At 71.7% G+C, this 20,909-nt stretch carries 20 protein-coding genes and 1 tRNA gene; 8 read left to right on the forward strand and 13 right to left on the reverse strand.

Annotated elements, in window-relative coordinates:
• Positions 1 to 95 precede the first annotated feature (95 nt).
• Positions 96 to 1,328 carry a cytochrome P450 gene (locus ABII15_RS04310; protein ID WP_353946955.1) on the forward strand — a complete coding sequence of 411 codons (1,233 nt, stop codon included), beginning with the start codon at positions 96 to 98 and terminating at the stop codon, positions 1,326 to 1,328.
• A gap of 19 nt (positions 1,329 to 1,347) precedes the next feature.
• On the opposite strand, the gene ABII15_RS04315 is transcribed toward ABII15_RS04310, so the two are convergent.
• Together ABII15_RS04315 and ABII15_RS04320 are read right to left on the reverse strand one after the other, a co-directional pair.
• On the reverse strand, positions 1,348 to 2,709 hold the full coding sequence (locus tag ABII15_RS04315; protein WP_353940926.1) for a C1 family peptidase: 1,362 nt from the start codon (positions 2,707 to 2,709) through the stop codon (positions 1,348 to 1,350).
• Positions 2,710 to 2,821: 112 nt separating this feature from the next.
• On the reverse strand, positions 2,822 to 3,997 hold the full coding sequence (locus ABII15_RS04320; RefSeq protein WP_353940927.1) for a CoA transferase: 1,176 nt from the start codon (positions 3,995 to 3,997) through the stop codon (positions 2,822 to 2,824).
• Positions 3,998 to 4,196: 199 nt separating this feature from the next.
• Between ABII15_RS04320 and ABII15_RS04325 the strand changes: the two genes are divergently transcribed.
• Entirely contained in the window at positions 4,197 to 5,339 is a 1,143-nt protein-coding gene (locus tag ABII15_RS04325; protein ID WP_353940928.1) for an acyl-CoA dehydrogenase family protein, read from the forward strand.
• Positions 5,340 to 5,347: 8 nt separating this feature from the next.
• Here ABII15_RS04325 and ABII15_RS04330 read toward each other — a convergent pair whose 3' ends face one another.
• The 4 genes from ABII15_RS04330 to ABII15_RS04345 all read right to left on the reverse strand — a co-directional run bounded on the left by ABII15_RS04330 (position 5,348) and on the right by ABII15_RS04345 (position 10,555).
• Positions 5,348 to 6,808 carry a PucR family transcriptional regulator ligand-binding domain-containing protein gene (locus ABII15_RS04330; protein ID WP_353940929.1) on the reverse strand — a complete coding sequence of 487 codons (1,461 nt, stop codon included), beginning with the start codon at positions 6,806 to 6,808 and terminating at the stop codon, positions 5,348 to 5,350.
• An 86-nt stretch (positions 6,809 to 6,894) separates the two neighbouring features.
• Positions 6,895 to 7,773: a geranyl diphosphate 2-C-methyltransferase gene (locus ABII15_RS04335; RefSeq protein ID WP_353940930.1), complete on the reverse strand. Its 879-nt coding sequence runs from the start codon at positions 7,771 to 7,773 to the stop codon at positions 6,895 to 6,897.
• Positions 7,774 to 7,789: 16 nt separating this feature from the next.
• Entirely contained in the window at positions 7,790 to 9,079 is a 1,290-nt protein-coding gene (locus ABII15_RS04340; protein WP_353940931.1) for a family 2 encapsulin nanocompartment cargo protein terpene cyclase, read from the reverse strand.
• Positions 9,080 to 9,142: 63 nt separating this feature from the next.
• On the reverse strand, positions 9,143 to 10,555 hold the full coding sequence (locus ABII15_RS04345) for a family 2B encapsulin nanocompartment shell protein (RefSeq protein ID WP_353940932.1): 1,413 nt from the start codon (positions 10,553 to 10,555) through the stop codon (positions 9,143 to 9,145).
• A 248-nt stretch (positions 10,556 to 10,803) separates the two neighbouring features.
• Between ABII15_RS04345 and ABII15_RS04350 the strand changes: the two genes are divergently transcribed.
• Together ABII15_RS04350 and ABII15_RS04355 are read left to right on the forward strand one after the other, a co-directional pair.
• Entirely contained in the window at positions 10,804 to 11,244 is a 441-nt protein-coding gene (locus tag ABII15_RS04350) for a hypothetical protein (protein WP_353940933.1), read from the forward strand.
• Positions 11,245 to 11,327: 83 nt separating this feature from the next.
• The gene (locus tag ABII15_RS04355; RefSeq protein ID WP_353940934.1) at positions 11,328 to 11,510 is read left to right on the forward strand and encodes a hypothetical protein; all 183 of its coding nucleotides are present in this window, start codon (positions 11,328 to 11,330) and stop codon (positions 11,508 to 11,510) included.
• On the opposite strand, the gene ABII15_RS04360 is transcribed toward ABII15_RS04355, so the two are convergent.
• Complete coding sequence (locus tag ABII15_RS04360) at positions 11,470 to 12,381, reverse strand: arginase family protein (protein WP_353940935.1); 912 nt, start codon at positions 12,379 to 12,381, stop codon at positions 11,470 to 11,472. The two genes, ABII15_RS04355 and ABII15_RS04360, sit on opposite strands and share 41 nt — an antisense overlap.
• A 217-nt stretch (positions 12,382 to 12,598) precedes the next feature.
• On the opposite strand from ABII15_RS04360, the gene ABII15_RS04365 reads away from it, so the two are divergent.
• From ABII15_RS04365 to ABII15_RS04375, 3 genes are all read left to right on the forward strand, one after another.
• The gene (locus ABII15_RS04365) at positions 12,599 to 13,804 is read left to right on the forward strand and encodes a CaiB/BaiF CoA-transferase family protein (protein ID WP_353940936.1); all 1,206 of its coding nucleotides are present in this window, start codon (positions 12,599 to 12,601) and stop codon (positions 13,802 to 13,804) included.
• A gap of 146 nt (positions 13,805 to 13,950) precedes the next feature.
• Positions 13,951 to 14,026 (forward strand) — tRNA-Trp (locus ABII15_RS04370).
• Between the two features lie 218 nt (positions 14,027 to 14,244).
• Positions 14,245 to 14,622, forward strand: a complete 378-nt coding sequence (locus ABII15_RS04375; RefSeq protein ID WP_353940937.1) for a signal peptidase I — start codon at positions 14,245 to 14,247, stop codon at positions 14,620 to 14,622.
• A gap of 34 nt (positions 14,623 to 14,656) precedes the next feature.
• On the opposite strand, the gene ABII15_RS04380 is transcribed toward ABII15_RS04375, so the two are convergent.
• From ABII15_RS04380 to ABII15_RS04395, 4 genes are all read right to left on the reverse strand, one after another.
• The gene (locus tag ABII15_RS04380; protein ID WP_353940938.1) at positions 14,657 to 15,493 is read right to left on the reverse strand and encodes an undecaprenyl-diphosphate phosphatase; all 837 of its coding nucleotides are present in this window, start codon (positions 15,491 to 15,493) and stop codon (positions 14,657 to 14,659) included.
• 151 nt (positions 15,494 to 15,644) lie between these two features.
• Complete coding sequence (locus ABII15_RS04385) at positions 15,645 to 16,742, reverse strand: adenylate/guanylate cyclase domain-containing protein (RefSeq protein ID WP_353940939.1); 1,098 nt, start codon at positions 16,740 to 16,742, stop codon at positions 15,645 to 15,647.
• A complete protein-coding gene (locus ABII15_RS04390; RefSeq protein ID WP_353940940.1) occupies positions 16,739 to 17,188 on the reverse strand; it encodes a universal stress protein in 450 nt (149 codons plus the stop codon). The genes ABII15_RS04385 and ABII15_RS04390 overlap by 4 nt, the downstream gene beginning before the upstream one ends.
• 108 nt (positions 17,189 to 17,296) lie before the next feature.
• Complete coding sequence (locus ABII15_RS04395; protein WP_353940941.1) at positions 17,297 to 17,749, reverse strand: MarR family transcriptional regulator; 453 nt, start codon at positions 17,747 to 17,749, stop codon at positions 17,297 to 17,299.
• A 185-nt stretch (positions 17,750 to 17,934) separates the two neighbouring features.
• Here ABII15_RS04395 and ABII15_RS04400 point away from each other — a divergent pair, with 185 nt between their 5' ends.
• Positions 17,935 to 19,392 (forward strand): MFS transporter, encoded by a 1,458-nt coding sequence (locus ABII15_RS04400; protein ID WP_353940942.1) that lies wholly within the window; start codon positions 17,935 to 17,937, stop codon positions 19,390 to 19,392.
• 87 nt (positions 19,393 to 19,479) lie between these two features.
• Here ABII15_RS04400 and ABII15_RS04405 read toward each other — a convergent pair whose 3' ends face one another.
• A complete protein-coding gene (locus tag ABII15_RS04405; protein ID WP_353940943.1) occupies positions 19,480 to 20,022 on the reverse strand; it encodes an SMI1/KNR4 family protein in 543 nt (180 codons plus the stop codon).
• Complete coding sequence (locus ABII15_RS04410; RefSeq protein ID WP_353940944.1) at positions 20,016 to 20,900, reverse strand: DNA/RNA non-specific endonuclease; 885 nt, start codon at positions 20,898 to 20,900, stop codon at positions 20,016 to 20,018. The genes ABII15_RS04405 and ABII15_RS04410 overlap by 7 nt, the downstream gene beginning before the upstream one ends.
• Positions 20,901 to 20,909 lie beyond the last annotated feature (9 nt).

The following is a 20,909-nucleotide window of genomic DNA, read 5'->3' on the forward strand; positions in this document are numbered from 1 at the left end:
CGCCGCCGGTACGGCATGCTGACCATATGGGTGCCGATCAGTCGAATCAGTCAAAACGTCAACAACCCCAGAAACATGAGCAGTTACCTGAGCCACTGCGTGAACAGATACTCGTCCTCGACCCGCAGGCCGCGGACCATCACGCCGAGGAGCGGGCCCTGCGCGCCCGCGGTCCCGCCACCCGCGTCGACATCCTCGGGGTGAGCGCCTGGTCCGTGACCGACCCCGGTCTCCTCAAACGACTGCTGACCAGCCCGCACGTCTCCAAGGACACCCGGGCGCACTGGCCGGCCTTCGCCGAGACCGTCGCGACCTGGCCGCTCGCGCTCTGGGTGGCCGTCGACAACATGTTCACCGCCTACGGGAGCGACCACCGCCGCCTGCGCCGGATGATCGCGCCCGCCTTCTCGGCCCGCCGGATCACCGCCCTGACGGCGGACGTCGAGGCCCTGGTCGCCGGACTGCTCGACCGCCTCGAAGCCGTACCGGCCGGTGAGGTCGTCGATCTGCGCGAGCACCTGGCGACGCCGCTGCCGATCGCCGTCGTCGGCCGGCTGATGGGCGTGCCCGCAAGCCAGGCGGCCGAGTTCCGCACGCTGGTGGACGGGGTGTTCGCCACCACGCTCTCCACCGACGAGGCGGCGAAGAACACGGCCGCGGTCTACCAGCTGCTGGCCGAGCTGATCGCCGCCAAGCGGGAGCGGCCGGGCGACGACATGACCTCCCTGCTCATCGCCGCCCGCGACGACGAGGGCGACGGCGGCACCCTGACCGACGCCGAACTGCGCGACACCCTGCTGCTGATGATCAGCGCCGGCTACGAGACGACCGTCAACGTCATCGACCAGGCCGTCTGTTCACTGCTGAGCGACCCGGAGCAGCGGGCCCACGTCCGCGAGGGCCGCTGCTCGTGGGCGGACGTCGTCGAGGAGACGCTGCGCCACGAGTCGGCCGTCAAGCATCTGCCGCTGCGCTGCGCGCTCCGGGACATCCCGCTGCCCGACGGCCGGACCATCCGGGCCGGTGAGGCGATCCTCGCCTCGTACGCCGCCGCCAACCGGCATCCGGACTGGCACGGGGACAGCGCGGACCGCTTCGACGCCACGCGCGTCGGCAAGGAACATCTGGCGTTCGGGTACGGCGTCCACTACTGCCTCGGCGCCCCGCTCGCCCGCCTGGAGGTCACGACGGCGCTGCGCGAGCTCTTCGCGCGCTTCCCGGACGTGCGGCTCGCCGTGCCCGTGGAGGACCTGACCCCGATGCCCACGCTGATCAGCAACGGGCATGTCACCGTGCCGGTGCGACTGCGTCCGGCGCCCGGGGGCTGAGGGCGCCGGACGCTCGGCGTCACCGGGCGAGCGCGCCCATCGGGTCCCAGGCCGGGAGGACGATCGGCGGCCCGGCCAGGGCCTCGGCCAGCTCCGGCGGCAGCGCGGAGCGGCGCACGGCGACCTCGAAGACGTGCTCGCCGAACCAGGAGTCGTTCATCGTCCAGAAGCCGCTGTCGGCCTTCTCGCCGCCCCAGCTGTTCTCGACCCGCCAGCGGCGCGGCGCGCCGTCCACCACGTCGACGCCGGTGAAGAGCATGGCGTGCGTCATCTGCGTCTCGTGGTGGAGCAGCCGTTCCGCCTTGTCCATCGCGAACGGCGCGTCGTAGACGGCCTCGTAGTCGTACAGCCTCGCGTCCCAGAGCCCGATGTCGGCGCGCATCATCCGGCCGACGTCGCAGCCGAACCAGACCGGCTCGCCGCCCACGACGGCGTCCATGGTGAGCCGCTTGAGGAGGTCCATCTCCACGTTCAGATAGACCACGGGCGGCGCCTCGACGATGTTCCCGAGGTGCTCGACGGTGAAGGTCCGGCCGGCCGGGCTCGACTCGCGCGGGTCGTGCACGAGGCACACGTACTCGTCGAGGGGTATGCGGACGTACGCGGCGGCGAACTCGGCCGGGGTCAGCCAGCCTTCGCGGTGGAACTCCTGGTCCTTGTCGCGCCACTGCCACAGGAACTTCTGCGGGGGCGTGCCGAGGTGGATGCTGAGCACGCGGTGCACGGCGGCGAGCACCTCGGCCTTGTGCTCGCGCTGCGCCTCGGCCCCGTCGGCCGCCAGCCGTCGCAGGTCACGGGCGCCGCGCCGCAGCAGGCTCTTCAGGGCCCGGTTCATCGGCCCGGTGGCGGACGAACTCTCCGTCTCGGGCATGGCCGTCTTCGGTACGAGTCCGTGTTTGGCGACCAGCGCCACGAACATGTTCCACTGCCCGCCGTCGCTGATGGGGTCGCCGAGCAGGTGGGCCACGGTCCGGTCGTCGACGTCGGCGCCGGACGTCTCGATCATGGACTCCAGGAAGTAGTTCGCCCGCTCGAACTTGTCCCACCACAGCACGTAGTTCTGGGAGAACTCGAAGTCCTTCACGCCGAGTTCACGGGCGGCGCCGACCCGCAGCAGGTTGAGCCCGGCGAACATCCAACAGCGGCCGCTCCGCTTCTGGTCGGTGACCTTCCAGTCGTCCAGGTGGTGGGAGACCGAGTGGTCGGCGGCGGTCACGATCCGCCGGTCCAGGGCGATGTCGTCCACCGGTGTCTGGGTCACGGCGTTCTGCATCAGGCGGTTCGCCGGCCGGGAGGCGAACTCCTTCTCGTACATCTCGATGCGCGCCGGGGTGAGGCCGCGGTCGGCGGCCTGGGGGGTGTGAGGGTTTCCGAGCGTCACGGTGATCCGCTTCCAAGTCTCTTGTCGGCCCGTGATCGCGCGGGCCTGGGGCAGGCAGGAGGGGGAACGCGGTTTCACCGTTCCACGGCCTTTCCGCCCCAGTCAACGGCGTTCAGGCACCGTTCGCGCCGAGCCATTCGGCCACGACCTGGCCGGTGTGCGCGCCGAGGGCCGGGCTCGGGGCCGTCGCGTCCGGAGTCCTGGCGTCCGGGTCCGCCTCCTGGCCGAGGGCGCCGAAGTGGGCGGGCTGGCGGAGGTAGGGGGTGCGGCCGAGGACGGGGTGGTCGAACTCGCCGACCAGGCCGCGCTGTTGGATCTGCTCGCTGTCGATCGCCTGGGCGAGGTCCTGGATGGGTGCGGCCGGGACGCCCTCGGCCCGGGCCAGCTTCAGCGCCTCCTCGGTGGTGAGCCCGCCCGACCACTCCTCGGTGATCCGGCGCACCTCGTCCCTGTTGCGGGTGCGGGCGGTGTCGTCGTGGAAGCGGGGGTCCGCGGGCAGGTCGGGGCGGCCCACGAGCCGCGCGAACCGGGCGAACACGCCTTCTCCGGCGACGGCGACGGCGAGCAGCCCGTCGGCGGTGCGGTAGGTGTCGAACGGGGTGGAGACCGGGTGCCGGTTGCCGACCCGGCCGGGCAGGCCGCCGGTCGCGGTGAGCAGGCTCATCGCGGTCACCTGCAACGAGACCAGCGAGTCGAGCATGGCCACGTCGACGTGCCGGCCGTGGCCGGTGCGCTCCCGGTCGAAGAGCGCGGCGCCGACCGCCCAGGAGGCGAACAGACCGGCGATCAGATCGCCGACGGACTCCCCCACCCGGGTCGGCGGCCCGTCGGGGGTGCCGGTGCCGGCCATCAGGCCAGACATGGCCTGCACGATCAGGTCGTACGCGGGGTAGGCGCGCATCGGCCCGCTCTGGCCGAAGCCGGAGATGCTCGCGTAGACCAGCCGCGGGTTGACGGCGGCGAGCGTGGCGTGGTCGATGCCGAGGCGTTCGGCGACGCCGGGCCGGTAGTTCTCGACGAGGACGTCGGCCTGTGCGGCGAGCCGCAGCAGGAGGGCGTGGTCGTCGGGGTTCTTCAGGTCGAGCACGATGCTGCGCTTGCCCCGGTTGAGCTGGGCGAAGTAGACGCTCTCGCCGTCCCGGAAGGGGCCGAGGTGGCGGGCGTCGTCGCCGGCCGGCGGTTCGACCTTGACGACGTCGGCGCCGAGGTCGGCAAGGAGCGAGGTGCAGTACGGGCCGGCCAGCACCCGGCTGAGGTCGAGCACCCGCAGGCCCTGGAAGACAGTCATCGCGTTGCGCCTTTCCGTTCGTGGGGCCGCGGTGGTGAGGACCCGCGGCAACCGGAACGTATGCGGGCACGGTCCGGGGCGTCGATGTGCACGTGCACGAAACGGGGGCCGATCGTCGTGCGCGCGCACCTTGGCGCGGGGCGGCGCGGTGCGCGGCAATGGATCCCGCCCACCCCCGTTCCACACGAAGGAGCCCGGCATGACGCCGTTCCTGCTGCCCCCGATGTACGACGAGTTCCGCGCCGCGGCCCGTGCCTTCGCCGAGAAGGAGCTGGCTCCCCGGGCGGCGGAGACCGACGAGCGGGCCGAGTTCCCGCACGACAACTACCGGCGCCTCGTCGCCGCGGGGCTGCACGCCCCCGGTGTCCCGGAGGAGTTCGGGGGCGACGGGATGGACGCGATCGCGGCGGCTGTCGCCGTGGAGGAGGTGGCGCGGGCCTGCGCGTCCTCGTCGACCGTCCAGACGTCCAACAAGCTGGGTGTCACTCCGCTGCTGCTGGCCGGTACGCCGGAGCAGCGCGGCCGCTATCTGCCGGAGGTCGCCTCGGGTGAGGCGCTGATGGCGTACGCGATCAGTGAGCGGGAGGCGGGCAGTGACGTCGGCGCGATGCGCTGCCGGGCCGCCGCCGACGGGGACGGCTGGGTGCTGGACGGGGTGAAGACGTGGATCACCTCGGCGGGCGTCGCCAAGTACCTGATCGTGTTCGCGGTCACCGACCCGGAGGCGGGCTCGCGCGGCATCTCGGCGTTCGTCGTGCACGCGGACGACGCCGGGATCTCGTACGGCGAGCCGGAGCGGAAGATGGGGCTGAAGGGCTCGGTCACCCGCGAGGTGTACTTCGACGGCTGCCGGATCCCCGGCGACCGGCTGCTCGGCGAGCGCGGCAAGGGGCTGCGCCTCGCGCTGGGCACCCTGGACCACACTCGGGTCTCGGTCGGCGCGCAGGCGCTGGGCATCGCGCAGGGCGCCCTCGATCTGGCGACCGGCTATGTGCGCGAGCGGCGCCAGTTCGGGCAGGCCCTCGCGGACTTCCAGGGGGTGCAGTTCATGCTGGCCGACATGGCGATGAAGGTGGAGTCGGCCCGGCAGATGGTGTACGCGGCCGCCGCGCGCAGCAGCGTGAACGCCGACGATCTGACGTACTTCGGCGCGGCCGCCAAGTGTCTGGCCTCCGACACCGCGATGTCGGTCACGACCGACGCGGTGCAGCTGCTCGGCGGCTACGGCTACACCAAGGACTTCCCGGCCGAGCGGATGATGCGCGACGCGAAGATCACCCAGATCTACGAGGGCACGAACCAGATCCAGCGGATCGTGGTGTCGCGCAAGCTGCTGCGCTGACCCCGGGGTCAGTCCGCCGCCGGGTCCGCGTCGAGTGCGGTCAGGGCCAGCCACAGTTCGAGCCGGTCGGTCAGCCGGTCGAGGTCGCGGCCGGTGAGCTGTTCGATCAGCTGGAGCCGGTAGCGCAGGCTGTTGCGGTGCAGGGTGAGCGCCGCGGCGGTGGCGGCGGAGGCGCAGTCGTGGGCGAGGTAGGTCCGCAGGGTGGTGAGGAGGTCGGCGTGCTGGGCCTCGTCGTGCCGCAGGAGCGGGGCGAGGACGCCGGTTCCGAGTTCGCGCAGCGGCAGGTCCAGGTTGCCCAGGAGCAGGCCGGCGAGGCTGAGCGGCGCGGCCCGGTGCACGCCGGGCCCCGTCCCGGCGGCCTGGCGGGCCTCGAAGTAGCCGAGCCGCAGCCCGCTCACCCCGCGGCGGGGTTCGCCGACGCCGACGCGGACCTTCGGGTCCAGCAGGATCAGGTGGCCGGCGACGGTGCGGGCGGCCGCCTCGGCGTCGGCGCCGTCCGGTACGACGACGGTCACCGTGTCGTCGATGAGCGCGGTGGGCAGCCGGTCGCCCTCGCGTTCCAGGAGCGGGCCGAGGGTCCAGGGCAGGCTGCGCAGCCGGGCGGGGTCGCCGTCGACGCGGGCGACCACGACCGCGTGCGGCCCGTCGACGGCCAGGTGGTGGGCGGCGAGGCGGCGGCGGGCGTCGGCGTCCGGGATGGTGCGGTGCAGCACGTCCTCGAGGAGCTGGCCGAGCAGTTCCCTGCGGCCGGTCAGCACGGCCTGGTGGCGGGCCACTTCCAGGCCGAGGATGCTCGTCGCGAACGACAGCACGTCGCTGCGCGGGGTGGCCCGGCGGGTGCAGAGCAGGGCGACCGGCACCCCGTCGACCTCGATCGGCACGGCCGTGCCGGGGCCCTCGCCCGGCCAGGCGGCGGAGGCGGGGTGGCGGGCGAGAACGCTGCCGTCCGGCTCCACCACGGCGACCGGGCCCGCGCCGAGCTGCCGGTACAGCCGGCGCAGCAGCCCGCGCAGCCCGTGTCCGGACAGCAGCTCCCGCATCAGCTCGTCCTGCACCGCGGCGGCGGCGCGCACGGCGTCGTACTGCTCGGCGAACGTCTGCTCGGCGACCCAGTGGCTGATCTGTGCGAACGGCACCTCGACCGGCGACCGCACCAGCGCGAGGCCGGCCCGCTCGGCGGTCTCGACGACGACCTCGGGCACCGCCTCGTGCACGAGCCCCGTCCCGACGCACAACGCGGCGACGGGCAGCTCGGCGAGCCGCCCGAGCAGTCCGATCCACTCCTCCTCGTCCCGCTCGAGGAGGCCGGTGGTCATCACCAGCTCGCCGCCGCGCAGGAACGGCAGCGGGTCGGGCAGCTCCGTGGTGGAGACCCAGCGGATCCGCCGCTCGGGGTCGGCACAGTGGCTGGTCAGCGCGGTGAGCCGGAGCGCGGGCTGAGCCACGAGGTCGGGTACGGAGACGGCCATCAGCCGATTGTGCAACAGCTGGCCGGGCTCCGTGCGGGGAGGGCCCGAACGGTTCGTTCGGGCCCTCCGGTGGGCGGGTGCGCGGGTCAGACCCGGTCGGCCGCGATCAGGACGTACTGGAAGGAACCGTCCTCGTAGGACTTGATGAACGCCTCCTCGATCCCCGTCACCAGCGACGAGGTGGCGCGCAGCTTCCAGTAGGGCAGGGTGTCGGGGGTGAGGTCGATGACGGCCTGCGGGACCAGGCGGTTGTCGGCCATGGCGCGCAGGTACTCACGGCGCGAGTGGATGTTGCACTCGAAGTGGGCGTTGATCTGGGAGACCCACTTGGAGGGCTGGCCGTAGCGCGGGTTCCAGCAGCCGGTGATGGTGACGTAGCGGCCGCCGACCTTCAGGACGCGGGAGTGCTCCGCGAAGAGGTCGTGCAGGTCGACGTACATGCTCGACTCGTTGTTCCACGAGGCGGCCATCTGTCCGGTGTCGAAGGGGGTGGAGAGCATGTTGCAGACGCGGGCGCGCACCCGGTCCTGGATGCCGAGTTCGGCGGCGCGGCCGTTGGCGAACTCGGCCTGCTTGGCCGAGAGGGTGACGCCTTCGACCGAGCAGCCGAAGCGCTGGTTGGCCATCACCATCGAGCCGCCGCGCCCGCAGCCGGCGTCCATCAGGGTGTCGTCGGGGCCGATGTCGCCGAGGTGCTTCAGCAGGAGGTCGGCCTGGGCCGACTCCAGGCGGTGGAGTTCCGCGATGAGCTTCTGCTCGTCGCCGTCGGCGCCGAGGGCCGAGTGGTCGACGTCTCCGATGCCGTAGTGGTGGTGGTAGAGACCGTCGACGTCACCGAGCCGCAGGTTCACGGGACGGGCCTCGCCGTCCCAGTAGCGGGCGATGTCCCCCTGGTAGGGCGTGGCCGGCTTGGGGACCTGGAGGGTGCGGCCGTTGGAGGGGACGGTGAGTTCGGTGCTGAGCACAGATGGGTCCAATCTCTTACCAGAAGTCGGGCAGGCTGTAGCGGTAGGTGTTGTTCTGGTGCCAGTGGTGGTTGCCGTCGACCCACGCGGCGACGCCGCGCAGGAAGCGCTGGACGCTCGGCAGGGGCAGCTCGGCGGCCAGGGCCGCGGCCGCGGACTCGAAGTCGTGCATGAGGTCGTTGTGGACCTCGACCGACTTCAGGTAGGCGTCCCGGTCGGAGAGGCCTTCCCGTTCCGCGATCACGACCGGCAGGTTCAAGTGCGTGCCTGGAGCGTCGAGTTCCTTCATGTAGGAGTAGAGGTCGTTGACGATGGTCGTCGCGTTGCCGGCGAGGGCGATGACCTTCTGCATGTCCGGTCGGGCGTGCAGGTCCGCGGGCAGTTCGTAGCCGCCGACGGTGTCGGTGATGGTGGGGCAGGGGCGGAAGTTGTTGAACTGGCGCATCGCCAGGTACTCCCACACCTCCGGCACCCGCTCCTCCTGGGCCCAGGCGGCCTCGGCGAGGTAGCCGAGGTGCAGCCGGGCCATGTCGTGCCGGTACCGGTCGGCCTGGGAGGCGCTGCCCACCTGGACGAAGTACTCCATGGCGGAGCGGTACGCCCGGCGCGGGGCGTCCGAGTGCAGCGACTTCGCCCAGTCCGGCTGGTACTCGCTCGTCGTGTACAGGGGGTCGAGGGCGGTGTGCGCGAGGAGCAGGCGTTCGCCGAGTCCGACGGGCGAGCCGCCGTGGTCCTCGCAGTAGCAGTCGTCCACCGCGTTCTCGGCGACCATCAGGCGGGTGGCGATCATCAGGTGGTCGATGCCGGGCGCGTCGGGGTGGCAGCCGACCATGTAGCTGCCCACGGAGAAGCCGTCGAACTCCTCGGCCCAGTCCTCGGGGTAGAGGGAGACCTCGTCCAGCGCCCAGTCCTTGATCCTGCGGCTGACCTCGGCGACCCGTACGGGATCGGGCTCGGGGATCGGGTGGTGGTACAGGCCGGGGATCGGGGTGCCCGTCGCGGCGGCCGGCGTCGACGCCGGGGCCTCCTCGGGGAGGCTCAGGCGCAGACCGGCCGTGCCGATGCCGCTGGGTCCGCTCAGGATCCGCGCCAGGCCGGCGTCCGGCAGCGGGACTTCGGCGGGTACGGAACCGGGCGGGGCCGGTGCGTCGGGAGGGGACGGCGGGGCGGGAGGGGACGGCAGGCCGCCGAAGGCCGCGCTGATGTCGCGCGCGCGGGCCGTGGCGTCGGCCAGGACCTGCGCCCCGTAGCGGGCGGCGGCTTCCGGCAGGCCCGATTGCGGAGGGACCGGCTCAGGCGGGGGCATCCATGACTCCTTGGGGCTCCTTGCTTTCCGGGGCGGCGGGCGGCGTGCCGCTACCTGGGCCAGCTACCTGGGCCAGCGGGAGATCTGCACGTTCTCCAGGACGCCGACCGCGTCCGGCACGAGGATGGCGGCCGAGTAGTAGGTGCTGACGAGGTACGAGGTGATCGCCTTTTCGTCGACGCCCATGAAGCGGACGGAGAGCCCTGGTTCGTACTCGTCGGGCAGTCCGGTCTGCCGCAGTCCGATGACTCCCTGGTCCTCCTCACCGGTACGCATGATGAGGATCGAGCTGGTGCGTTCCTTGGTGACGGGGATCTTGTCGCAGGGCAGGATCGGGACGCCGCGCCAGGTCATGACCTGCTCGCCGTGCAGCTCCGTGTTCTCCGGGTAGAGCCCGCGCGCGTTGAACTCGCGGCCGATCGCCGCGATCGTGCGGGGGTGGGCGAGGTAGAACTTCGATCCGCGCCGGCGGGTGAGCAGGGAGTCGAGGTCGTCGGGCGTCGGCGGGCCCGCGTGCGTCTGGATGCGCTGTTTGAAGTCGGCGTTGTGCAGCAGCCCGAACTCGCGGTTGTTGATGAGCTCGTGCTCCTGGCGCTCCCGCAGCGCCTCGATGGTGAGCCGGAGCTGCTCCTCGGTCTGGTTCATCGGCTGGTTGTAGAGGTCGGCGACCCGGGTGTGGACGCGCAGGATGGTCTGGGCGACCGAGAGTTCGTACTCGCGCGGCCGTGCCTCGTAGTCGACGAAGGCGCCCGGCAGGTGGTGCTCGCCGTGGTGGCCCGCCGACATCGCGATCTCCGCCTCGCCGCGGTGGTTCTGCCGCTGCCGCGACCGTGACCGGAAGGCGTCCACGTGGTCCCGCAGGCCCGGTGCGCCGGCCAGTACGGAGGCGAAGTCGGCGCGCGACAGGGTGAGCAGGGTGCCGGAGGTCTCGGCGACCGCGGTCTGCTGCCACTGGGCGTCCTCGTCCAGCAGGGCCTCGTCCCCGAAGCGGTCGCCGTCGGCGAGGACGTCGAGGGTGACGTCGGCGCCGAACTCCCCTTCGGCGAGCTGGCCGACACGGCCGTGGGCGATGAGGTGGAGCCGGTCGGCCGGCGTTCCGCGCTCGACCAGCGTCTCGCCGGCCCGGAAGTCGCGTTGCACGCACCGATCGGCGAGGGCGGTCAGCACGTCCACGTCGTCGAAGCCCCGCAGCGGCGCCAGTTCACCGAGTTCGCGCGGGATGACGCGGACGCGGGAGCCGTCCTGGACGAACTCGACGCTGCCGTCTCCGACGGTGTAGGTCAGGCGGCGGTTCACCCGGTAGGTGCCGCCCGTGGTCTCCACCCAGGGCAGCATCCGCAGCAGCCAGCGGGAGCTGATCTCCTGCATCTGCGGGGCCGACTTGGTCGTGGTGGAGAGATTGCGGGCAGCCGCCGTGCCCAGACTGGATTGCCGTGGCGGCTCCGTGCGGGCCTCCGGGGCCGAGTCAACAGTCAACGGGAAGCTCTCCAGGTTCAGAGGTAAGTGCCCTCGTACAGAGGGGAGTTGTGGCCGGTTGATCCGGATTGCACGTGAACGGTAAAGGCGTCCGAGCGGGCGGATCCAGGAGAACCGGGTGACATTAACTCGATCCGATGATCGCGCCCGACGGATGTTTGGGACCCGCTCGGCCGGTCCATCGCCCCACGCGGCACGCCGGGCCACGGACGCCCGCCGTTGTCGGTGCCGGGTGAGACCATCACGCCATGCCGCTGCCTCAGCCCGACGACCTGACGTCACTGGTCCTGCGTACCGCCTTCGGTGACGAGGCGGCCTGGGACGCGTTCCGCGCCGAGCTCGACGGGACGCACGAGTACTGCATGGCCACGTACGCGAGCGAGGGTCGCTTCGACGGCGTGGAGATCCGGGCCCTGGTGGCCGAGGACGCCGCCGCGGGCGCCGACGAGCGGATCCATTACACGTTCCTGGCGGACGCGGCCACGATGACGGACCCCGAGCGTCCGCTCGTGGCCGTGGACCTCTCGGACGAGCCCGGACGGACGTTCAGGGTCCCCGCACGCTGGTTCCCCGATGTCTCGGCCAACCTCTGTCTGTGGAACATGGACTTCGCGGAGTTCGCCGACAGCGCCGACGCGTCGGGAACCTTCCGCGGCTTCGGCGAGGACGACGGAGCCTCGCCGCGGTGACCGAGCGGTGTCTCGCGCGACCTGGTGCGGGCGGCCGTGGCCCCTGCGCGGGCCGCGGCGCATCGGCCCCGGAGGCGTATCCCGTGGACGAGGTGCTGGGGCCGGTGACCGTCGGCTCCGCCTCTCACGGCCTGGTCGGCGTGCTGAGCGGAGAGGGGTTCGTCGAGGTCGCCCGGCGCACCCCCGAGCGCCCCGGGACGCGGCTGCCGCTGACGGGCCCGGGTGTCACGCCGGACGCGGAGCGAGCGCCCGCACCAGGGCGCTGACCAGCGCGTCCACCATCTCCCCCGTAGGGTCGCGGTGGGGATTGACCTCCGTGACCACCAGCGCCGCGAGTGGCGGCGCGGAGCCGAACTCGGCGAGGCAGTCGAACGCGGTCTCGACCGGCAGCCCCTCGTTGAAGTGCGGGAAGTCGGCCAGCGGGAAGTCCACCGAGTCGATCACGTCGACGTCGAAGTGGAGGACGAACCGGTCGCGATCGGAGGCGAGGGCGCGCCAGCACGCGCGCGCCTCGGCGACCGGGTCGGTGCCCGGCGCGGTGATCTCGGTGCAGGACACGGCCCGCAGACCGTACGAGGCCAGCCGCTCCCGGCCTGCCGGACCCAGCTCCGCGGGCTCGTAGCCGAACGCCGCGATCGCGGAGACCGGCATCAGCGGGGTGCGCGGCCCCACGTCCCGGAGTTCGGGGGCGCCGTCGCCCAGCAGATGGGACAGGACCATCGTGTCGAGGATCCCGGACCTGCTGGTCGCGGGCACCGAGAGGTCGAGGTCCCCGTCGAAGTAGAGCAGTCCCGTGTCGGGGCGGCGGGCGACGTGGGCGGCGAGCACGCCCAGGGTGATCGTGCAGTCGCCGCCCACGACCAGCGGCACCGCGCCCGAGTCGAGGATCGCCCCGACCCGGTCGGCCACGGCGCGGGCCACGTCGACCACGAGCGGCAGGTTCTGCCGGTCCCGGCGGGCGGGATCGGTCCTGAACGGCACCACCGGCAGATCGCCGTGGTCCGTCACCTTCACCCCGGCCGCCCGCAGCCGGTCCACGAGGCCGGCGGAGCGCAGCGCCGCCGGGGCCTTCTCCTGGCCAGGCCCGTGCGTTCCCGCGCAGGACGGCACTCCCAGCAGCGCGAATTCCCTGGCCATGGACCACCTCTCCGTCGACGCCGGTGCGTGGGGCAGATGGTAGTGGCCGGGCGGTGGAGGGCGCCCTCATCATGTGCGGTGATGAGCCGTCACGAACAAGAGAGAGCCGTGATGCCTCCATGCCCCGACGGCATGCCCCGCGGCGCTGCTCCTGCCCGTGGGGCCGGGACTTCCGAACAGCCCTGCCGCCCGCCCCACACCGACCTGGAGGCCTCGTATGACCGAACCGACCGACCGTGCCGCCGCGCTGCCGCTCGCGGGCATCACCGTCGTCAGCATCGAGCAGGCCGTGGCGGCGCCGTTCGCCACCCGCCAGCTGGCCGATCTGGGCGCCCGCGTGATCAAGATCGAGCGCCCGGACGGCGGCGACTTCGCCCGGCACTACGACACGACGGTCCACGGGGAGTCCAGCTACTTCGTGTGGCTCAACCGGTCCAAGGAGTCGCTGACGCTGGACGTGAAGTCCGCCGAGGGGCGGGCGATCCTCGACGAACTCCTGTCCGGCGCGGACGTCTTCGTCCAGAACCTCGGCCCCGGCGCGGCCGCCCGGCTCGGCCTCGACGCGCCGACTCTGGCCGAGCGCCACCCGTCGCTGATCGCCTGCACGGTCTCGGGCTGGGGCACCTCGGGCCCGTGGGCCGACCGCAAGGCGTACGACCTGCTGGTGCAGTGCCAGACCGGCCTCGTCTCGCTGACCGGCACCCGGGAGGAGACCGCCCGGGCGGGGGTGTCGGTCGCCGACATCGCCGCCGGCATGTACGCGTACACCGGGATCCTGACCGCGCTGTTCACCCGGGCCACCACGGGTGTGGCGCGCGCCGTGGAGGTGTCCCTGTTCGAGGCGCTCGCGGAGTGGGTGAGCCAGCCCGCGTACTACACCCGGTACGGAGGGACGCAGCCGCCGCGCATCGGCACGCAGCACGCCACCATCGCCCCGTACGGCGCCTTCACCGCGGCCGACGGCAAGCAGGTGCTCTTCTCCGTCCAGAACGAGCGGGAGTGGGTCGCGCTGTGCGAACGCTTCCTGGAACAGCCCGAGTTGGCCGGTGATCCGCGGTTCACCACCGGTTCGGACCGGGTGGCCCACCGTGAGGAGCTGAACGCGATCGTCGCGGCGCGCTTCGGCCGCTCCGGCAGCGACGACGTGGCCAAGGCCCTGGACGAGGCGGGCATCGCGAACACGGGGGTGAACGACGTCGCGGAGTTCGTCGGTCATCCGGTTCTCGCGGAGCGGGACCGCTGGGTGGACGTCGGCACTCCGGGCGGTGTCGTGCGGGCCCTGCGTCCGCCGGCGGATCTGGCGGGCGTCGACGCGCGGATGGATCCGGTGCCCGCGCTGGGCGCTCACACCGAACGCATCCTGGCCGCCCAGGGCCGTACGCCCGCGGAGATCGCGCGCCTGAGGGCGGACGGCGTGGTCTGAACCCCGGCGCCGTCCGGCGAACGGTTCGTCGTGCGTGATCGCGAGCCGGCTGGTCGAGCAGCGCGGACCGGACGTGCGAGGGGGCGGCAGCCGTGCGGCTGTGCCGCTGACGTCAGGGCCGTCACGGGCTAGGCTCCACCTCAAGGCGGGGCGTAGCGCAGGTGGTTGACGCGCGCGGTCTCCAGAACCGCGAGGACGCCGGTTCGACTCCGGCCGCCCCGCCCCTCCCCCACTCTTCCCCTGCCCCGGATCCGGCGCGCCGGTGCCCGCGATGTCCGCGGAGCGAGGCCGTCAGCCGCTGAGCGCAACCGCACCCGGGAAGCGTCCGCGTCCGGCCCCGGCGATCCGAGAGGATCGAGCGCAGAGCCGCTGCGCCCGGACCCCGTGCAGTGGCTCTGCTTCCTCGTCGCCGCCGCGGCGGAGCTGCTAGCGTCCGGCTCGTGAGCGACAGCGTGTATGTGGGCAACGCGGGCAAGGACGCGGCACTGGACCGGGGCTGGCTCCTCGGACACTTCAAGGACGCCGGAGATCCGCGCCACAGCGAGGACGTGGAGATCAAATGGGGCGTCCATCCGCGCGGCGACGAGCGGCGGCAATGGGTGCGCGGCGAGGAGCGCACCGCCCTCCTGGTCCTCATCAGCGGCCGCTTCCGCGTCGAACTCCCCGGCCGCAGTGTCCTGCTGGAGGAGCAGGGTGACTACGTCGTGTGGGGACACGGAGTGGATCACTCGTGGATCGCGGAGGAGGAGTCGGTGGTGCTGACCGTCCGCTGGCCCTCCGTGCCCGGCTACGCGGTCGTGGACCAGGACGTGGAGTGATCGCGAGGCGGTGACCGGCGGGCCGAACCGCCGGTCAGGCGTTGAGCACGCCCGCGCCGAGCAGCGCGAACACGAGCGCCCCGACCACGATCCGGTAGATGACGAACGCGTTGAAGGAGTGCTTGGCGACGAACTTGAGCAGCCAGGCGATGGACGCGTAGGCGACGACGAAGGACACCACGGTGCCGACGATCAGCGGCGCGGCGTCCACCCCGCCGCCCACCGCGTCCTTGAGTTCGTACAGCCCGGCGCCGGTCAGGGCGGGAAGGCCGAGGAAGAAGGAGAGCCGGGTGGCCGCGACCCGGTCCAGGTCGAGGAGCAGCGCCGTCGACATGGTCGCGCCGGAGCGGGAGAAGCCGGGGAAGAGGAGGGCGAGGATCTGCGAGCAGCCGACCAGCATGGCGTCCTTGAAGGTGGTGTCGGCCTCGCCGCGCTTGTGGCGGCCCATCTGGTCGGCGACCCACATGACACCGCTGCCGACGATCAGTGAGCCCGCGACGACCCACAGCGAGGCCAGCGGCCCTTCGATGAGGGGTTTCGCCGCCAGTCCGACGACGACGATCGGAATGGTCGCGTAGATGACCCACCAGGTGAACTTGTAGTCGTGGCTGGTGCGCTGGGAGCGGTCGGCCAGGCCGCGTCCCCAAGCGGTGACGAAGCGCAGGATGTCGCGGAAGAAGTAGACGAGGACGGCGGCGATGGCGCCGACCTGGATGACCGCGGTGAAGGCGACGACCGCCTTGTCGTCGACCGGGATGTCCATCAGCCCTTCGGCGATCTTCAGATGGCCGGTGGACGACACGGGCAGGAACTCGGTCACACCCTCGACCACTCCGAGTACGACGGCCTGACCGATTCCGATTGTGCTCAACTCAGTCTTCCTCACGGGGGATGTCGGGTGCGCCCGGGCGGGCCCTCACCGGTAGATCCTCGCGCAGCGGCCGGGTCCGTTGGGTAGGAATCAGGGAAGAATCACCGCACCTCGGCATCGCCCCGCCGTCCGCAGGGGTTCCGGGCCCGCGTCAGCGGCTCCGGCCGCGCGGAGCGGCCGCCGGGCGGAGCAGTACCGGGCGCAGGCGGCTGTAGCCGCGTACCGACACCGGGCGGAGGACCTTCAGTTCGTACGCGTCCTGGCCGGAGAGTTCCCCGGCCAGCGCGGTGTTCACGAGCACCGTGTCGGGGCGGGCCACCGCGGTCAGGCGGGCCGCTATGTTGACGGCGGCTCCGTAGACGTCGCCGAAGCGGCCGAGGACGGGGCCGTGGGCCAGGCCGGTGCGTACGTGCGGGAGGCGTGGCTCCGCCTGCGCCCGGGCCGTCAGCTCCAGGGCGATGTCCGCCGCGGTGACCGCCGACTCGCAGACGAAGAGGACCTCGTCGCCGATGGTCTTCACCACCCGGCCCCGGCCCTCGGCGACCACGTCCCAGGCCAGGCTCTCGAACAGGTCGAGGACCTTGACGAGTTCGGTGCTGTCGAGGCCGCGCGTCATCCGTGTGTAGCCGACCATGTCGGTGAAGCCGACGGCCATGTCCTGCACGTGCAGGCCCTCGCCCGGCGGAACCGCCCCGTCGGGCGGGAGCGCGGCTCCCGGCGTCTCCTTCCGGGAGGCGCCCGCCTGCTCGGTCGCGATCACCTGCCCGGCGCCGGCCGCGAAGTGCCGCCGCCACACGTGCTGTTGGAGCAGTTCCATCTCGGACAGCAGGGCCGTGGCGCTGCTCGCCAGTTCCGCGGGGGTCAGCGGCGTCTCCCGGCCCCGGTTCAGCCACGCCCACAGCGTGTGGACCTGCCATTCGGCGAGCCGGGAGAGGTGGTGGCCGAGAGCGCGGGCCATCATCGCCTCGCTCTCCTCGGTGATGATCCCGGCCGCGATCAGCCGCTCCCCCGCGCGCAGCGCGTCGACGTCCCCGTCGGTGAACGCCCGTACGTCGTCGTCGACCAGCGGGAAGCCGAGCGCCCGCCAGATCCGCGCGGTGCGTTCCGGGCCCACCCCGGTCCGCTCCACGACGTCGTGCCGCGTCCAGTGGCGGCCGCCGCCGAGCAGCACCTCCTCGATGGTCCGGCGCAGCGCCTCGGCGTCGTCCGCGGGGACCGGTTCCCCGGATGCGGGCCGGTCCGCGCTCATGTGGTGTGCACGATCAGCACGTCCAGGCCGGCCTTGCGGGCGATGTCCGCGGGTACGGAGCCCAGGAGGCGCCCGGCGAGCGAGCGCAGGCCCCGGTTGCCGACCACCACGATGTCGGCGGCGTTCTCCTGCGCGGTGTGCACGAGGACGGCGACGGGCTCCCCCTCCACGGCGAGGGACCGCACGTCCGCCGCGCCGCTCGCACGGGCCCGCTCCCGCGCGGTGCGCAGGGTCTCCTCGGCGGGCGCCGAGCCGACCACCTGATATCCGTCCGCCCCCAACTGGTCCTGGGCACGGGCGAGTTCTGTCCCCTGCATGGGCAGGTACGCGCAGACGACGAGAAGTTCCGCCTCGCAGACGGCGGCCAGCCTGGCCGCCCCCTCGACCGCCGCGTAGGACGACTCCGAGCCGTCCGTCCCGACCATGACAGTGCGATAGGCCCCCACAGCAAGCTCCTTACTCATAAGTAAACTTACTTTGGAGTAAAATAGAGTGCTGATCCACGCGGGGGCAAGGGCCCGGACCACAGGAACACCGGCGGACCGCGCGAGCGGTCAGGACCGGGGCCAGGGCTGGCCGCTGAGCCTCTCGATGCTCGTGTTGAAGCGCTGGAGATTCCGCGCGAAGGCCATCACGTCCTCGGCCGGCCAGTCCTCGAAGACCCGGTCCAGCTCCTCCACGTGCACCTTGCGCTCCGCGTCCAGCCGCCGCACACCCTCCTCGGTCAGCCGGAACTTGCGGGCCATGCCCCCGTCGGGGTCGGGGATCCGCTCCAGCAGCCCGGCCCGCACCGCTTGCGCCGTCTGGCGGTTGACGGTCGAGGCGTCGAGCACGAACGCCTCGCTGAGCTGGCCGATCGACATCGGCCCCTGCACCCGGATCCGGCTGAGCACGATGTAGGCGCTGCGTTCGAGACGGTCCGCCTGCCGACGGCGCTTGTCATTGCCGAGCTGATGTCGGCCCAGCACCATGTGCTCGAACTCGACCAGCTGCGAGGGCTTGTCCATGTACGTGCGTCCTCCCAGGTCCGACGGTATCGCAGGGCGCCACGACCAGCCCCCTCCGCCCGAGCCCGCCTCACCGCCCCGCATGTGCCCTCTGCATGAGATATGCACGATACATGTCGCGTGTACTATGCACACCGCTGCACGTGGTGAACGGATTCACGTGTTGAAGAGATGAAGGAGCCCGTATGGACGCCCCCGAGACGAGCAGCAGATCAGGCGCTGTCGTCGCCACCCTCGCGCTCGCCGGAACCGTGGCCGCGATCATGCAGACGCTGGTGACGCCGCTCATCGCCGAGCTGCCACAGATCCTGGACACGTCGTCCTCGAACGCGGCGTGGGTCGTCACGGTGACCCTGCTGGTGTCGGGTGTGTGCGTGCCGGTCTCCGGTCGCCTCGGCGACCTCCTGGGCAAGCGCCGCATGATGCTGATCTGCGCCGTCCCGCTCGTCGCGGGATCCGTGGTGTGCGCGCTCTCCTCGTCGCTCGTGCCGATGATCGTCGGTCGTGGTCTGCAGGGCATGGGGATGGGCATGGTGCCGCTCGGCATCGCGCTGCTGCGTGATGTCGTGCCGACCGAGAAGCTCAGTGGGTCCATCGCCCTGGTCAGCGCCTCCATGGGCATCGGCGGCGCCATCGGGCTGCCGATCGCGGCCGCGGTCGCCCAGTACGCGAACTGGCGCGTGCTGTTCTGGGGTTCGGCCGTGCTGGCCCTGGCCGTCAGCGCGATGATCTTCGCCATCGTGCCGGACGTCCCGGCGGGCGCGAAGGGGCAGCGGTTCGACGCGCCCGGCGCCGTCGGCCTCGCCATCGGCCTGGTCTCCCTGCTGCTCGCCATCTCCAAGGGAGCCGACTGGGGCTGGACCTCGGGCACCACGCTGGGCCTGTTCGCCGTCGCCGTCGTGGCCCTGCTGGTCTGGGGCTTCTACGAGCTGCGCACCCGTGACCCGCTCGTCGATCTGCGCACCACGGCCCGGCCCCGGGTGCTGTTCACCAACGCCGCGTCGATCCTCATCGGCGTCGGCATGTACTCCTTCATGCTGATCGCGCCTCAGCTGCTGCAGTTCCCGAAGGCCACCGGCTACGGCCTCGGGCAGTCGATGCTCGCCGCCGGTCTGTGGATCGCTCCCGGCGGCATCATGATGATGCTGATCTCTCCGCTCGGCGGAAAGCTGATCAACGCGCGCGGCCCGAAGACGGCCCTCATCTGCGGCGCCCTCGTGATCGCCGTCGGCTACGGCGTGGCCCTCCCGCTCATGGGCACGGCGTGGGGCATCATGCTCGCCGGTATCGTGATCAACAGCGGTGTCGCTCTGGCGTACGGCTCCATGCCCGCCCTCATCATGAGCTCGGTGCCGCTCTCCGAGACGGCCGCCGCCAATGGCTTCAACACCCTGATGCGCTCGCTCGGCACCACGATCGGCTCCGCCGTGATCGGCGTCGTGCTGGCCCAGATGACCATCAGCATGGGCGGCTTCACCTTCGCCTCCGAGAACGGTTTCCGGACCGGCCTGATGATCGGCTGCGGTGTGGCCCTCGTGTCCGCCGCCGTCGCGACCCTCATTCCGGCCCTGCGCAAGCCCGACAGCGAGGAAGTCGCCGACGGACAGCAGGCCGACGCCGACCAGGCTCCCGCCCGGGCCTGATCCCTCCGGCGTGTGCCAGGCGCTCGAACACGAGGGCGCCCCCAGGAATCCTGGGGGCGCCCTCTGCCCATGCGGCGAGTGTCAGCGTCAGTCGACGCTGTCGCTCAGGCCCAGCACCTGCGGACCGTCACCGGGGAAGCTCCCCGGCATGCCCGGCACGTCGATCGTGTGCCCGTACACGCCGGCCAGGAACCCGACGGCGCCGACGGGGAACTCGATCCAGTCCCCGTTGTCCGTGCGGACGACCACTGGCCACGCGTCCGGGTCCGCGGGGCTCGTCCTCCAGTAGAAGGCGTCGCCGCTGTGGGACTCCGCCCAGGAGATCAGGCCTCCCGGCTGGGGGAAGGGCACGTAGTCCTCCATGTCCTCCATCTCGTACAGGTCCTGAAGGATCTCGTCGTCCCTGGCCTCGGACGCCCAGGACTCCTCGGCGCCGGGGCGCGGAACGGACACGCTCAGGAAGTCGCCGACGACGAGGGCCGGATACGCCTCCGCCAGGGAGCGGAAGTCGGAGGGCAGCGCCGTACCGAGGGTTGCCTCCAGGGCAGCCCAGTCCACACCGCGTCCTGCGGCCACCCGCCACCGCGTCATCACGGGAAGCGCCGCCTCCAGCTCTTCGAGCCTCAACATGTCGTCTGCCAATCCGTGCTGTTCTGCACCACTACATTGCTGAACAGCGGTCCGTCCTCGGTGTAGGCCGACATGGTGATGCTGTCCGCATAGCCCGTGGTGTGGCTGTAGTTGACCTTCCCTGTGTACATGACCCACTTTCCGGCCGCGAGCTGCTTCTCCATCTTGATCTCGCAGCGCCGCATGCCACTGCGGTTCATGCGCTTGAACCCGGTGAACAGGTTCTCGTCCACCCAGTCGCCGCTCACCTTGTCACCGACGATGTGCGTGCGGTCGAAGATGTTGCCCCTGCCCGAGCGCGGCGTGTTCTGCTCGGGCTCCGGGAACCCGTACACGTTCACCGAGCCGCCGTCGTCCCGGTCGGCGAGCGGGGGCTTGAGGTCCGTCGGGCAGAGCAGCGCCGTGGCTCCCTGAGCGCGGCCCTCACCGTCCAGCGGCTGGTACTGGAACCGTGCCGACTTGGGGTCGTCCTCGCACCGCTTCTTGTTGTCCGTGCCCGAGTCGCCGCCCGGAAGGGGACCGGGGCGCGGCCCGGGGGTCGGCTCCGGCTCGGGGTCGCCCGCCTCGTCGTCGTCGCTGAAGAGGTCGCCGATGCCCGACACGATCGAGTCGAATGCCGAGTCGAGGGAGTCCGACACGTCCTTGTCGGTCGCGACCGCGTAGGTCACCACGGCGGCGACCACGACGAGCGCTCCCACGCCCTCGATGGCGTCGTCGATGCCGAAGAAGTGGCCGTCCAGCTCGACGTTGCTCACCGGGTTGCCGCCGCCGAAGGCGTAGCGGTTGCCGGTGAACGGGTCCGCGCCGAGGTTCATGTCGGCCAGCGCGCCGGTGTACATGTCCCGGCTGGTGAAGCGGTTCAGGCCGGGGCTGCGCACCTCACGAAA

The sequence above is a fragment of the Streptomyces sp. HUAS MG91 genome, from assembly GCF_040529335.1.
Lineage (GTDB): Bacteria > Actinomycetota > Actinomycetes > Streptomycetales > Streptomycetaceae > Streptomyces > Streptomyces tabacisoli.